Source organism: Shewanella holmiensis (assembly GCF_025370255.1).
Taxonomy (GTDB): domain Bacteria; phylum Pseudomonadota; class Gammaproteobacteria; order Enterobacterales; family Shewanellaceae; genus Shewanella; species Shewanella holmiensis.
In genome coordinates this window covers 42817-58009 of the sequence record NZ_JAMTCD010000012.1, presented here as the reverse complement: position 1 = coordinate 58009, position 15193 = coordinate 42817, and the positions used below count along the sequence as shown (strand labels likewise).

Annotated in this window: 11 protein-coding genes; 6 read left to right on the top strand and 5 right to left on the bottom strand. The window is 42.5% G+C overall.

Annotated elements, in window-relative coordinates; genetic code table 11:
• Positions 1-42 precede the first annotated feature (42 nt).
• Positions 43-873, bottom strand: coding sequence for an HDOD domain-containing protein (locus tag NE535_RS10640; RefSeq protein WP_261298623.1), 831 nt, complete (start codon positions 871-873; stop codon positions 43-45).
• A gap of 425 nt (positions 874-1298) precedes the next feature.
• On the opposite strand from NE535_RS10640, the gene menD reads away from it, so the two are divergent.
• From menD to menE, 4 genes are read left to right on the top strand one after another with little or no spacing between them, the layout of a single operon-like run.
• Positions 1299-3038: a 2-succinyl-5-enolpyruvyl-6-hydroxy-3-cyclohexene-1-carboxylic-acid synthase gene (gene menD, locus NE535_RS10635; protein ID WP_261298622.1), complete on the top strand. Its 1740-nt coding sequence runs from the start codon at positions 1299-1301 to the stop codon at positions 3036-3038.
• Entirely contained in the window at positions 3038-3832 is a 795-nt protein-coding gene (gene menH / locus NE535_RS10630; RefSeq protein ID WP_261298621.1) for a 2-succinyl-6-hydroxy-2,4-cyclohexadiene-1-carboxylate synthase, read from the top strand. Before menD ends, menH begins: the two co-directional genes overlap by 1 nt.
• Before the next feature lie 9 nt (positions 3833-3841).
• On the top strand, positions 3842-4867 hold the full coding sequence (menC, locus tag NE535_RS10625) for an o-succinylbenzoate synthase (protein ID WP_261298620.1): 1026 nt from the start codon (positions 3842-3844) through the stop codon (positions 4865-4867).
• Between the two features lie 8 nt (positions 4868-4875).
• Entirely contained in the window at positions 4876-6369 is a 1494-nt protein-coding gene (gene menE, locus NE535_RS10620) for an o-succinylbenzoate--CoA ligase (RefSeq protein WP_261298619.1), read from the top strand.
• A 154-nt stretch (positions 6370-6523) separates the two neighbouring features.
• On the opposite strand, the gene NE535_RS10615 is transcribed toward menE, so the two are convergent.
• Positions 6524-8680: a TonB-dependent siderophore receptor gene (locus NE535_RS10615; RefSeq protein ID WP_261298618.1), complete on the bottom strand. Its 2157-nt coding sequence runs from the start codon at positions 8678-8680 to the stop codon at positions 6524-6526.
• Positions 8681-9121: 441 nt separating this feature from the next.
• On the opposite strand from NE535_RS10615, the gene NE535_RS10610 reads away from it, so the two are divergent.
• Positions 9122-10189, top strand: coding sequence for a PepSY-associated TM helix domain-containing protein (locus tag NE535_RS10610; protein ID WP_261298617.1), 1068 nt, complete (start codon positions 9122-9124; stop codon positions 10187-10189).
• Positions 10190-10248: 59 nt separating this feature from the next.
• Here NE535_RS10610 and NE535_RS10605 read toward each other — a convergent pair whose 3' ends face one another.
• Positions 10249-10830: a prepilin-type N-terminal cleavage/methylation domain-containing protein gene (locus NE535_RS10605; RefSeq protein WP_261298616.1), complete on the bottom strand. Its 582-nt coding sequence runs from the start codon at positions 10828-10830 to the stop codon at positions 10249-10251.
• A 106-nt stretch (positions 10831-10936) separates the two neighbouring features.
• Positions 10937-11515, bottom strand: a complete 579-nt coding sequence (gene nfuA, locus NE535_RS10600) for a Fe-S biogenesis protein NfuA (RefSeq protein ID WP_261298615.1) — start codon at positions 11513-11515, stop codon at positions 10937-10939.
• 198 nt (positions 11516-11713) lie between these two features.
• Here nfuA and NE535_RS10595 point away from each other — a divergent pair, with 198 nt between their 5' ends.
• Positions 11714-14293 carry a M14 family zinc carboxypeptidase gene (locus NE535_RS10595; protein WP_261298614.1) on the top strand — a complete coding sequence of 860 codons (2580 nt, stop codon included), beginning with the start codon at positions 11714-11716 and terminating at the stop codon, positions 14291-14293.
• On the opposite strand, the gene NE535_RS10590 is transcribed toward NE535_RS10595, so the two are convergent.
• Positions 14290-15159 carry a ComF family protein gene (locus tag NE535_RS10590; protein ID WP_261298613.1) on the bottom strand — a complete coding sequence of 290 codons (870 nt, stop codon included), beginning with the start codon at positions 15157-15159 and terminating at the stop codon, positions 14290-14292. The two genes, NE535_RS10595 and NE535_RS10590, sit on opposite strands and share 4 nt — an antisense overlap.
• Positions 15160-15193 lie beyond the last annotated feature (34 nt).

Genomic DNA, 15193 nt, shown 5'->3' with positions numbered 1-15193 from the left:
GCCAGCTGAAACTGGCTTTTTTCATGTACTCATTAAAATCGTTTAAGCTAATTGCTTACCAATCTCCATACCTTTACCACGTAATTCTTCTAACTTGCCCGTTAGTCCCGACATGTCCATTTTGATGATACCGGCATTATTGATTAAGCCAGCTAACCATGCAGTAAATGGCTCTTCGCCACGTTCATCATCCCAATGGGTATAAATATGGTGCGACAAATACATTAAAATCGCCAACTTTGATTGTGGCTCAGCGGCTATAGGGTTGCGTTGATACTCAATTCCGGCCACTAAACTGGGGGTAAACTTCCAGTTTTTAGCCAGTAAGGCGCCTACGGATGGCGAATCAAAGCCTAACAGTTTAGTTTCAAGCTCTTGGGTATCGCCACCTTGCTCCGCCGCCGCACGAATTTGTGCTGCCAAGCTGGGTTCAACGGTCGCAATTAATAAATCGCCAATATTATGTAAGATGCCGCAGGTGAAGGCTTCATCAGCGGGAACATTACAACGTTTTGCTAATTCCTGAGCATATAGCGATATCTCAAATGTTTTACCCCAGAAGTAAGCTAAATCAATACCATCAACTTTTGGGATCGCGCCAACCACGGCCGATGCAATCACCAAGGTTCGTAGCGTTTGCATGCCTAAGCGAATCACCGCTTCATCAATTGACCCAACTTCACGGCTACGTCCAAAATGGGCTGAGTTAGCTAAACGTAATACACGAGCACTGATCAAGGTATCTTGAGCAACCTTAGATGAAATACTTTTGACCGAACTATTTTCATTATTAACCGCTTCAAGTAATTCACTGATTGCTTTAGGTAAGCGAGGAAGCTCATCAACTCTTTTTAATAACGCCGCAGACTGCATATGTGTTCTCCTTAGGATCCACCCATATCCTCTTTTGATAAGGGATGAGTTCAGATTATGTTCCACTTAGTGAAAATGGATTTGCTGACTCACTTTTTCGGGTGAGTTAATAATGTCGCTTAAGCAGGTTAGAAAGAAACTAGCGGCTCTCTAAAGCACTCAGGACCTTGTTCATTAATACCGTTATTTAGCCGCCCTAGTTATGGCGCATATTTTTATATAAGGGTTTGACATTACTTAGGTATCTCGCTTTATATAAATCACATATATAACATTAGCACAACAAAAATATAACCTGCTGATTTTTACTCAGTGTTTTTGATGAAATTTTTAAGGCATCATTTACAATTGCGCACGAAATTTTAGATATAGCGAGTGTGAACGGTTACACTTAAACTGACTCTTTTTTGCAGGTAATTCTTAATATGCAACCTCAGCCCAGTGCCGATTTAAATCTTTTATGGGGGCAAATAATCCTCGAAGAACTTTGCCGTTTGGGGGTTAAACACGTCTGTATGGCACCGGGTTCACGCTCAACGCCATTAACCTTGGCTGCAGCATCGCAACCAACGATTCGCAGGCACATTCATTTTGATGAGCGTGGTTTAGGATTTATGGCGCTAGGTTTAGCCAAATCCAGTAACACACCGGTAGCGATCATTACCACATCTGGCACTGCGGTCGCCAATTTGTATCCTGCGATTGTGGAAGCCTGGCTAACCCATGTTCCTTTAATTGTGTTATCGGGTGATCGCCCTAGTGAATTAATTGATTGCGGCGCAAATCAGGCAATTATCCAACCGGCCATTTTTGCCAATTATGCAACACAGGTGAATTTACCAACCCCTGATTTAGCGTTTCCGGCCAGCGCGTTACTCACCACTCTAGATCAAGCGGTTAGCCAATATAGTCAGCCTATTCATATCAACTGCATGTACCGTGAACCGTTTTACCCAAGTGAACTGAGCACCTTAGCTAAACAGGTTAAAAATGCTCCTGTGGTCATACAGCAATATTTAAAACCACTCACCCAATGGTTATCTCATCACAAACCTTTTAGCCAGTATCAGCAAAACATGGGGGCATTATTACCCAGTGAAGATACCTTAAAACGTTTCGCCCATGGCAAAGGAATCATTGTAGTGGGGACCTTGTCGCCTGACGACAACCCGCAGTTAATCGTAGAAATAGCCCAAAAACTTGCATGGCCAATTGTGACCGATGCCCAATCACAGCTAAGACAACATTCGGGTGTCATAGGCAATGTTGATCAACTGCTGCTTAACCCAAAAGCCACTAAGCTTTTAGAACAAGCTGAACGTGTACTGGTGTTTGGTGGGCGCTTTATTTCGAAACGATTAATCAACTATCTAGCAAATCAATCTTGGCATAGCTATTGGCAAGTATTGCCGCGTTCAAGCCGATTAGATCCTAGCCACCAAAGTAAGCAGATTTGGCAAACCAGTGTTAGCGCATTTTGCAAACTGAGTTGGCCTCGCTCATCTAGTGCCAATTGGGGGTTAGCGTTAATCAATCACAACGAAACCTTAGCTGAGTTATTTACTCAGCAAATCGATCAAACTCAATTCGGCGAAGCTCAGGTTATTCGCTGGATAGCACAGCAACAAAGCGCTGAACAGGTATTATTTATCGGTAACAGCTTACCCATCCGCTTATATGACATGTATGCGCCCATCGGCCCTGCGTTACCCCAAATATATACCAATCGTGGCGCATCAGGCATTGATGGACTGATAGCCACCAGCACAGGTATTGCGGTAGATAAGCAACAAAAAATGACGATGATCATTGGCGATATTTCATGCTTGCATGATTTAAATTCGTTGGCACTGTTAAAGCAAATTACTTCAACCTATGTGTTAGTGATTTTAAATAACGATGGCGGCAATATTTTCAATTTATTACCTGTACCTACTGAGCAATTACGCCAAGATTTTTATCGCTTACCCCACGGTTTTGAATTTGGTTACGGTGCGGCCATGTTCGGTTTAGCTTATCGTCAAGCTGATGATTTAACGTCTTTTATTGAAGCCTATACTGAAGCCTTTGAATTTGACTGTGCCAGTGTCATTGAAGTGAATGTCAGCGCTACTCAGGCAAGCGACCAAATTGCGCAAATTAGCCAATGGGTTAAGCAGCACTAATGGCATGGATAAATCGGTACGGTGACCCTCAACTACCCGCCATGGTGTTGTTACATGGCTTTATGGGAGCAAAAGAAGATTGGCTGCCAATGATGGCGGAAATAAGCCAATACTTTCATTGTATCTGTATCGACTTACCCGGCCATGGCGGCAACTCATTCGCTTTGCCTAATCCAGGGTTATTCAGCGCAGCTGAACATATTATTAACACGGTGGATAATTTAGGTTATAACAGGTTTCACTTGGTGGGGTATTCATTAGGAGGCCGCATTGCGCTGCATATTGCTAGCCTTCAACCACAGGCAATTTTGAGTTTAACGCTAGAGTCGGCTCACCCAGGCTTACTGAGTGATGATGAAAAACATCAACGTGCGCTAAATGATAGTAATTGGGCTGATAAATTGCTTAGTCAACCTTTTGAGCAATTTCTACAACAATGGTATCAACAAGCCGTTTTTAGCGATCTGAGTGATAAGCAACGCCACTTTTTAATCTCCAAACGCCTTAATAATTATCCCAAAAACTTGCACGCATGCTACCAGGCCACATCACTAAGCTTGCAGCAAGATTGTCGGAATGTGATAGATAACCTGACGAGTCAATGTACCTTTATCACCGGCGAACAAGATACAAAATTTCAGGGTTTAGCCAAAGATTGGCAGCAATCACTTCACTCTGCCTCTTCGCTAACATTAGTTATCATTACAGGCGTTGGTCACAATATTCATTCGATGCAGCCACATACTTTCAGTAATACGTTACTATCATTACTTCGCGGTGAACCCACAAAATAAGAGTGCCCTATGCCCAACATCACATCGCTTGATCTGTACCAATATCAAATTGATTTAAATGTGCCATTACCCGTTGCGAAGCAGCGTATTGATCATCGGGTTGGTATTATTGTGAATGTGGTTTTAGATAATGGCCAACAGGCTTTTGCTGAAGTAGCCCCCTTAGCAGGTATCGATATTGAAGGTTTGCAACTGCAAGGGTTTAGCCATGAAACCATTGAACAGGTCACAGCTGAACTCACCCAGTTACAAAGCACATTAATGGGTAAAGACGTTAATGAACTCAACACAGCTGTTGCTAACAGTGCATATCCTTCAGTTCAATTTGGCTTAAGTGTGTTGCTTGCAAAATGCTTACAACAATTTCCTGCCAGAGTGAAAACGCAGGCTAATATCCCTTTGCTGTACCACGGGCTATCCGCCTCGGCGATTGATAATAAATTGGCCGATTTAGCCAATATCAACAGCGTAAAAATCAAAGTTGCCCAAACGGATATGGACAGTGAAATCGCGTTTGTGCATCAGATGTTAGCCCGTAAGCCAAGTTTAACCCTACGACTTGATGCCAATCGTGGTTTTACCCTTAATCAAGCGGTCGACTTTTTAGCCTGCTTACCAAAAAAACAAATTGAGTACGTTGAAGAGCCTTGCCTGCAACCCAGCGATAATATTGAATTATATAAGCAACTTGGCATTAAATACGCACTTGATGAATTTCTGCTCACCGCTGATTTAGACTTCGATAAACTCTTACAAAACCAACCCGGCATCGGGGCATTCATTTTAAAACCTATGCTGCTTGGTTCATTAAGTAAAATGCAAGAGATTGTCAGCCTTGCCGATCACCAAGGTGTGCGTTGTATTTTAAGCTCAAGTTTAGAATCGGATGTAGGCATCACAGATTTGGCGTTTATCAGCCAAGCACTCACTCCTGATAATCCTCCAGGGCTTGATACCTTAAGTGCATTTAGCCAACGTTTGTTAGATGAAAATGGTCAGTTAAAGCTTAATAAGCTTAAACTGATTACAGGCTAGACGGCATTATGATGTTATCGCCCGTTCAACAAGCCGCGCAGCAATCACCTGATAATGCTGCAGTGCTACTTGAAGGCACGCCGATACCTTACGCGAGTTGGGCAGCGCAAGTTTCTGCGCTGTCTGCTAACCTGCAAAGACAAGGGGTAGTGCCAGGAGCAATCATTGCAGCGATTGTCCCTGTTAATCAAAACTCAAATCACGACTTAGCCCAGCAAACCTTTGCAGTCATGACGCTTTATTGGGCGAGTGTTGAAATTGGCGCCATATTTTTTCCCATCAACGGCCGCTTTTCGGTGAGTCAAATCGAGCAACTGATTAGGCGTTTTCAGATCCATTTTATTTGGCAAAATGATAAAGTTGTGACCCAAGAACGCCATCCCGCGTTAATTGACTTAACTCAAAACATCACCACTGATAATCAACTCGGCAATGATCAACTCGACAATAGTCAGCCCGCTTATACCTTACAAAAAATAAACCCGCACAAGCCAGTTAATATCATTTTGACATCGGGCTCCAGTGGTACGCCCAAAGCGGCCGTGCATGGGTTAATCAATCATATTGCCAGCGCTCAGGGATCAAGCCGTTATATCCCACTGCATCATAACGACCGTTGGTTATTGTCATTACCCTTGTTTCACATAGGCGGCTTGGCCATTGTTAATCGCTGCGCCCTTGCCAAAGCCTGTATTGTGATTAAATCAAACCGCATCGCCTTGGCGCAGCAACTTGAAGATGAAGCCATCACCCACGTATCTATGGTGCCAACCCAAGCCATTGAAATTGTGCAACAAGCGCCACAGGCATTAGGCTCATTAAAGGCCTTATTACTTGGTGGCGGCGTTATTGACGCCGCATTGATTGAAGCCCTAGCACAGACAAAAGTGAACACTTACACAAGCTATGGCATGACAGAAATGAGTTCGCAAATCACCACGGCAAAAGCCAACCTACAGCAACATCATGGTCGCGCATTACCTAATCGACAATTGAAACTGGTTGATGATGTAATCTGGGTAAAAGGCGAGTGTTTGTTTCAAGGCTATTTGAGTGTTAATGAACAGCAACATCAACTGGATTTACCCGTTGATGAACAAGGTTGGTTTTGCACACAGGATCGCGGCCAATTAAATGAAAAAGGCCAACTCATCCTACTCGGCCGAGCGGACAATATGTTTATTTGTGGTGGCGAGAATATTCAACCTGAAGAAATTGAATCCGTGTTACTGCAACACCCTTTGGTCAACAAAGCCTTAGTATTTGGACTTGCTGATGAAAAGTTTGGGTTATTACCCGCTGCGATAATTGAATATAAGCAAGATGAATTACCTGCAAACATTGAACAACAACTCGCTCAAATGGTGACACAACAACTGGCCAGCTTTAAGCGTCCACGACATTTCTATACCTGGCCAAATATCACAATGGATGGCCTGAAAATTAATCGTAAACGCGTTATTTCAGATGTAATAAGTACCGTTCATAAATCAAAAAATTGATAAGTTATCCATTCTAAACTTAACCTGATTTACTGGTTACTGACTCAATCATCCTCTTTGTCGAAGAACATTAAGTAAAAGCGCTGATAGGTTAACCCTTTCAGCGCCACTTATATTAACAATTATTTATTAGCAATTATTGATTAACAGATGCTTAAAACTTAGTTTGAAACGCCAAGCTGAAATGTCGACCTTCTCCTAATGTCACATCCGTATTAGTGCCTCCGGCAAGGTATTCTGTATCAAATACGTTTTTCACATTAAAACGGACACTCATATCAACATCACTAACAGCAAACGTATACGCAGCACCAAAATCGAATCTAACATAATCTTCTTTAATGATGGTGTTTTGAGTATTGGCAAACCGCTCTCCAACATAAACAGCACCAAAATTTAGCGCTAAAGCATCACTAACTTCATAGCGGGTCCACACATTGGCCGACCACTCAGGCGCATCGACAGGCGTTTTTCCATCTAAATTTTGAGTATCTTCTGCACTGGTGATGTACTTAGCATCTAAATACATCATTGAACTGGTGATAAACAGATTATCGGTCAGCTCTCCCTGAGCCCCCATTTCAAAACCACGATGATGCTGCTTACCATTTTGCGTAGTAATATATTCTTTATCCCCAATGGGCTGTGCCAGCTGCTCTTGCACTGTCACATTGGTCACAGTGGTATCAAAGATAGCTCCCGTTAATAATAAGCCACTATCAAATAGCTCCCATTTTGTCCCAAGCTCAAATTGCTCACCGTATTCAGGGTTTAAGTTCATTCCTTCATTAACATCATTGTCACTAGTGACGATTGATTGCGGATTGAAACTTTTTGAGTAGTTCGCATAAATACTGCCGTTATCAGTGGGCGAATATATCACGCCAAACTTAGGCGATAACGAATGGCTATTTTCCCCTGCGCCGTCTTTTTTCTGCTCGTCATAACGCACCCCGGCCAATATCTGCCACTGCTGATTAATAGTAATTAAATCTTGAATATAAAAACCATAGTGCTGGTAGCTTGTTTCAGTATTGACCTGCCCTTGGTTATAATCTAAATCCGGTTGCGGCACATACTCACCAGGCATAATGTGTTGCTTCTTCTCGCCATCATCGCGTTTTTGACCATAGTAATAATCTAAAATATTTGCGCCAATGAGCAATTGATGATCAACACCAAAGGCTGATAGTTCACCCGTAAAATCCATATAAGCCGTTTTATGCTGCCAATCATCATGACGATCAAACGCACTAATATAGTAGCCATCTTCAAATGGATTTTCAGATCCAGTCATTAATGCGGGTGAGGAGTCTAGGCGTTGGCGAGTGAAGGTTTGGTGGTTGTAACCGGTTTTCATTTTCCAGTCGTCGGTGATATACCAGCTCAAATCAGCGCCAAGGTTTTGCACATGATTATCGGTAAAAGCCCATGACATATCCCAAATATCTTCACGTTCGCCGATTAACTCGCCGCTGCTATCTAACCAACCACCGCGGTCAATGCCAGTTTTGTCATCGGTGTAATCATATTTAATCGATAGCAACACATCATCGGTTAAGTCGAATTCAAGATTAAGATAACCTAAAAATCGATCGCGTTCCTGCTGGCCATTATCATCCTGATATTCTCGCCAATAGCGGGTGTCCTGCTTGACGAGAACACTGCGATAACGAATGGTTTGTGCATCGTTTAAGCTCCCACCCGCATCTAATTGCACCCGGGTTGAACCATGCTCATCAGTATCCACTTCAAAATTAAATGCTGTATCATATGTTGGCTTTTTGGTCACCATATTGATTAAGCCACCTGGGCCTGATTGACCATATAGCATACTTGAAGGGCCTTTAAGCACCTCAACCTGCTGCAGGGTTTCAATAGGTTGCACATAATGAGAAAACTGCTGCTGACCATTAATTAAAAAACCACTACCGGAATCAAGCTCGAAACCGCGAATATTAAACACCTGACGGTTCCATTTTTCACTGCCACTGGTCACACTTGAGTCATTCACTAGCACCTCAGATAAATTGGTGGCTAGTTGCTCATCCGTAACAAAACTTGGGATTACGTTTACCGATTGTGGCGTATCCATTAGGTCAATATCGCCTCTCATCGCCCCAGAAGATGAACCCACTTTATAGTTATTAAAGTTCATGCCCATAATTTGGATACGTTCGATATTTAATGAGAAATCCTCACCGTAAAGGTTACTGGTCGTTGATGATGACGGCGGTGCTTGCTCTTCAGCGAAAACCACAACGGAAAGTAAGCTACTAATAACGGCAATTGCAATTGGTGAAACCTTCATTTCTTTACCCTAACGTTAAATTTAACTTTTGCCCAAACCAACTGAACATTAATGATATTTATTATCATTACTATTCATCGGTGAGTAAAATAGATTTTCAACATTAAGATAATTAATGTGATATTCATCATTAACCATTGAAAAACAACAGATAAAAACAAACACAAATCACCATTAAATCACACAAACAAGAACCTAAAGCCAACAATAAACCAATGGCTCTTACATGTGCTACAAACTGTAAAGTTCTGGGTGATTACATTAGGCCATACATTCGATTGCTTCACATTTTTACCCATCTTTACACTTCTTTAATTGATGAATTAAATGAGATTAATTATCATTCTCGAAAATAACATTCGTGACGACCAACATCGCCTTGTCGCTAAGCAATTTCATGCGTTCATCAATAAGCGCTATAACACGTTGAGAAAGTAAAATATGAAAGTAGTACCAGCTTTAAAATGGTTTCATAACTGGGTAGGTTTTTTTATCAGTATCACAATGCTTATTGTGCTGACAACTGGGGTATACCTGGGTGGCATGGACATACTTAAACGTATAGATGATCACGGACAAACCTTTGTTGCACTCAACACCGTTGAAAAAGCACAAATACTACAAACCATATTTGAACGCTATCCACAAATGAGCTCTGTGCGTTTTCCAACTGAGCATACCCCATATATTGAAGCCGCCACACGTGGTAAATCTATCGCACTTGATACTCAATTGAATGAATTAGCGATACATGCCAACCATGATATTGCGTTCTACAGCACAATGTTTTGGTTACACCGTAATTTTTTATTGGACGATGTGGGCAAATATACCAATGCCTGTGCCTCTTTGGCTGGCGGAGTCATTACATTAGTTGGCATATATTTATGGTGGCGGGTACGTAAAGGATTTAGATTAAAGCACAGCATTCCAACTGATACGCGCTCAAGCAGCTTGGTAAAGAGCCATATCCAATTAGGTTTATTTATTTCTGTGCCATTATTTATCTTATGTCTTAGTGGTTTTTTAATTACTTATAAAGGACTGTGGACCGGCCATTTACAACACCAAGCAGAAGAAACACTAAGCTACCCTAGCAGCAAACCTAATGACTGGCTCAGCCAACTCGAAACAGCACAACGTTTATGGCCACAAGCCATACTAGTGTCGGTTAATAAGCCTAGGGTTTCGGCAGACGAAAGCATCGAACCTGCAGATTTGATCTATAGCATTCGCTTTGATAGCCACAGCGATGTGTGGTTAAGACAGGCCGATAATATCACCATGAACTACAACACAGGTAAAATAGAATCGGCATTAAAATACAGTGACCGTGCACTATCAGGAAGAATTGCTAGTTTTGTTAGACCGTTGCACGATGCGCTAAACATGCCACTTAGCTATGTAGTATTAATTACATCTATCTCTATTGTGGCGATATTTATTTTGCTATTCAGTACCGTCACTTTTTATAGAAGAACCTTTAAGTCGAAAACGGCTACACGTTAATAGCTGTTACGCCTAGTTAAATAGCGGCCAATGGGCCGCTATTTCTCATTGACTATAATTTAATTTTTGATGACGGCTTGTGCTGTTCCAGCGATAGAATCATAAACAATTTTAATCTCTGCCTGATTTCGATTGCCACTATCACCCAAGGTTCTCAAGACATAAGTACATTGGGTTTGACCATCTGGGTTTACGTCAGCTTGATGACGATATGATTCATAATCACTATCACTATCATTATTACTATTGGCAATCGCCACCGAAGGTGGGGTTGTTAACAGTCCATTCCATAAATCCACACACCCTTGCTGGCCACGACCAATATTTTTAGGTTGGCCCATCGGATTACCTTTATCTGACCCAATAGGGTAACCAAACGAATTAATGTCGAGATCATTATTACCAAAACCCGGTAAATCATTCATCGCGCCCTGATTGCCAAGGATCTGCCAACGAGTATGCACAAACGTTAAACTCTGTTGGTAAGCCGCTGCGGTTGCTTTCACATCACTGATGGCGGCATCACGTTTAATGTCGAGAAATTTCTGCGCAGCAATAACAGCTAAAATCGCCAACACAATAATTACCACTACTAACTCGATGAGTGTAAAGCCGCGCTGCTTTTTACTTATGCTAAACAATGCTATCTCCCTTGTTAAAACGATATATTGATACTGTAACACCAAGGTTGTTTGAAACAAAAAAACGCGCCCTTTTGGCGCGTTTTTATCGAACAGACTCGTATCATTATGCGTAAGAATGCTCGCCATGCTGGTGATCGGTTACGTCACGCACGCCCGTTAATTCACCTGGGAACATATCAAGTAACTGCTTCTCGATCCCATCCTTTAAAGTAATGTCAACTTGTGAGCAACCATTACAGCCACCACCAAATTGAAGTACTGCCACACCTTCTGATGAAATTTCAACCAACATAATATTGCCGCCATGGCTAGCAAGCTGTGGGTTAATTTCAGATTGAATAACGTATTCAATACGCTCGGTTAATGGCGCATCATCAGCCACTTTGCGCATTTTGGCATTTGGGGCTTTTAAAGTTAACTGCGAACCCATTTGATCAGAAACATAGTCAATGGTGGCTTCTTGTAGAAAAGGCACACTTTTCTCATCAACCATAGCCTTGAAACCATTGAAAGGTAATTCCATGTCATCATCTTCTACCGCATCTGGTGGGCAATAAGATACGCCACATTCAGCTTGCGCGGTACCAGGGCTGATAACAAACACACGAATATGCGTGCCTTCGGCTTGATCAGCTAACAATTTAACAAAATGCGCCTGAGCTGCTTCGGAAATGGTAATCATAAAACCTGCTCCGTCAGGGTATACCTGAGTAAATTAGTAAGAATTAGCGCTATGATACTCCGTGTTGCATTTTGTTTGTAGCCCTCATAGTGGTTTGTTGTCGAAAAAATGCGATAAATCACACCCTTTTAATGGCACTTATCGCCATTTGGCATTAAGGTTAAGCCATTCTGGCTTGATTTATTGATGTTGATTACCATGACTTTTATTCGTTTATTGTGCTTACTACTCACCAGCTTAATTCTGAGTGCATCGCTGAGTGCTCAACCAGCACCATCTAAACTTGATTTAGCAATGGGCAACATTCAACTGGATAAAAATGTAACCTCTCCAGAAGCCTTTTTAGGATATCCGCTTGGTGAGTGGCATTTGCGTCATGATCAAATCAATTTCTATCTAAAAACCTTGGCCAATCAAAGTCCACGAGTCTCATTAGATAGCGCAGGTTTAAGTCATGAAGCCCGTGATCAGCTCACCGCTGTAATTACCTCAGACAAAAACCAGCGAAATTTAATCCAGATTTTGCAGCAACGCAGTCAAGTAAAACAAGGGACTTCCCAACAAGGGCCTCTGGTCATTTGGCTGGCATATTCAATTCATGGTGACGAAGCAAGCGGTGCCCATGCAGCACTCGCTTTTAGCTATTATTTAGCCGCAAGCCAAGAACCTTGGGTGAAGCAGTTATTAGAACAGGCTGTAGTGTTGATCACCCCAAGCCAAAACCCCGATGGATTTGACCGTTTTGCGACCTGGGCAAACAATCATCAAGGTCAAACTCTTGTTACCGATGAAAACCATCGTGAGCATTGGCAAGATTGGCCAACGGGCAGAGGCAACCATTACTTTGCGGATTTAAACCGTGACTGGTTGTTTTTACGCCATAAAGAGTCGCAAGGTCGCGTAGCATTTTTCCATAAATGGCAGCCACACTATGTAGGTGACTTTCATGAAATGTGGCATAACCAATCTTACTTTTTTCAACCAGGAGTGGTAGACCGCATCTATCCATTAACCCCAAAAGCAAATCATGAACTCACCGAAAAACTCGCCGATTTTCACCGCAAAGCCCTAGATGAGGCCAAGCAGGTGTATTTTAGTGGTCAGTTATTTGATGATTTCTTCTATGGAAAAGGTTCGACTTACCCCGACATCAATGGCTCGGTAGGCGTATTATTTGAACAGGCTAGCGCCCGAGGGCAAGCACAAGCCTCGGCTAATGGCACTGTCACTTTTCAAACCGGTATAGCGAACCATTTTGCCACTTCGATTTCAAGTGTGCAGGGAGCATTTGCCCTCAAACAAGCACTTATCGATTACCAAGCCGAGTTTTTCAGCGACAAACAACCCGAAGACCAAGTGCGCAGTAAAGGCCGCTTAATTCGCGCATTAAACGATCCCGCTCGTCGTGATGAGCTGATTAATTTATTCAGCCAGCATCACATCCAATTTAATTACCTAACCAAGTCATTATTCCATTCAGGGCAAGAGTATCGCCCTCTGGACAGTATTTTTGTTGCTGATAATCAGCCGCAGCAAGCATTACTGAGTGCACTGTTTGATAAACGAACCGATTTTAAAGATCCTACTTTTTACGATATTTCTACCTGGGATATTGAATCAGCTTTAGGGTTAAATGTGGTGCCGAATGTCACTCCAGATATTGATGTGCTAACAAGTCGTCCGATGCAATATCATCAGCTTAAATTGAATAACAGCGCCGCGCCACCATGGCCACAAAACAGCGTCGCGTTATTGGTTAATTGGCAACAATCACCCGCCAGTGGATTTGTCCATCAATTAGTCGCAAAAGGTGTGCAGGTTAAGTTTGCTAATCAAGAATTTAGTCTACAGCAAACACAAAACGATCAGACGATTCAGAAAAAATTTGTTGCTGGCAGTATACAAATTCCCTTAAAACAAACTGGAAAAAGCATAGCCGAGGTGAGACAACTCACCTGGGAAGCCGCAACTCAATGGCAAGTGGACGTTATCGCTACCACAAGTTCAGCTAACTTTACCGGCATCGACTTAGGTTCTGACGATTTCATCACCATCAAACCTGTCGTCCCAATGATCATTAGTGGCTATGGCAGTGATGCTTTTGAAGTTGGTGAAATTTGGTATCACTTAGATAAAAAACTCTCTGTCCCCGTTAGCTTGGTAAATGCAGAACGTATCAATGACCTTGATTTAAGCCGTTATACCCATGTATTTATGACTGAAGGTCACTTTAGCAGCATGAATGATATTAGCGCCCGTAAGCTCGGACAATTTGTACAAAATGGTGGCGTAATTATCGCCCAAAAAGCGGCGTTAACATGGCTTAATAAACGTAATGTGTTAACTCAGGAAGTGCAAACAGAGCGTTATTACAGCAAACTGTTTAACAGTGATGGCTTACGCTTTAGCGATCAGGCCGCCTTTAAAGCTAAGCAGCATATTGGCGGCGCCATTGTTAACCTGGCAGTAGACTCATCCCATCCGTTAACCTTTGGTATGCCAAGCACGGTCGCAGTGATGAAAAACAAACCATTGGCATTTGAAACCCATTCAGCTCCCTTTACCGTTGCGGGACAATATCAAGATAAATTATTGTCTAGTGGGTATATGGCACAGGAATATCAACGCGCCTTTGCTAACAAGCCTGCCATGATAGTGGAACGAAAAGGCAAGGGGGCGATTGTGGGATTAGCCGATAATATGATGTTCAGAAATATCTGGTTAGGCAGCGATAAAGTCTACGCCAATGCCTTATATTTTATCCAAGCAGCACCTTAAAGCGACTCACGTAACTCAGGTGCTTCCGCGCGGGCGAGGCACCATGCCTGAGTGGCAATGTGATGCTGCTTTAATAATATGGCAATCTCATTCACAGTTGTCCCCGTCGTCACCACATCATCGACAATCGCCACATGTTGATATGGGGCAAGGGTTCCACCAGTATTTAAAGGTTGTTGCTGTACTTTAAGAGCAAACGCCTGATGACAGTTATCCCGTCGCTGTTTACCATCCAGTCCAGCTTGCGGCGTAGTGTCTTGGCATCGAAAAATATATTCATCATCCATAGGGATATCCAACAAATCGCTCAATTGCTTTGCAATCAGCCAGGCCTGATTAAAGCCTCGCTGACGTAATCGATTGGTGTGTAATGGCACCGGAATAATCACCTGTGGCAAATCAATTAGGCCGTAGTTCACCAGTTGTTGTATTCGGTATGCCAATTGCTGTGACAATACATTCAATGCAGCCATCTGGCGCTGATACTTGATTGCACTTACCAAGTGACCCAACCCCTGATGATAACTGCATGGGGCTATTACTTTAATAGGAAGACTGACCATACATCTGCCGCAGTACTCTTGCAGCAGAGTTAGGGGTTTAGCACACCCTAAACACACTTCTGTTTGATACAAGCCACTGACTAAACAAGTTTGGCAAATGCCGGTTAACATCCTCTGTGGAAATGTCTGTTGATAACCTTGTTGATCGATCCTTTGCTGGCACAGCAAGCAGCGGTTAGGTAAACTGCGACGCAATTCGAAGCTGAAATGATGCAATAACTGACGCATTTTTGTCAGCCAAAGCAGGGAAGATATACCAACATCCTTGTCACTTTCGTTGTCATTGAAAAATTTTTTACGCATTTTCACTATTCATTCCATTAAATAGAGGCAAAGC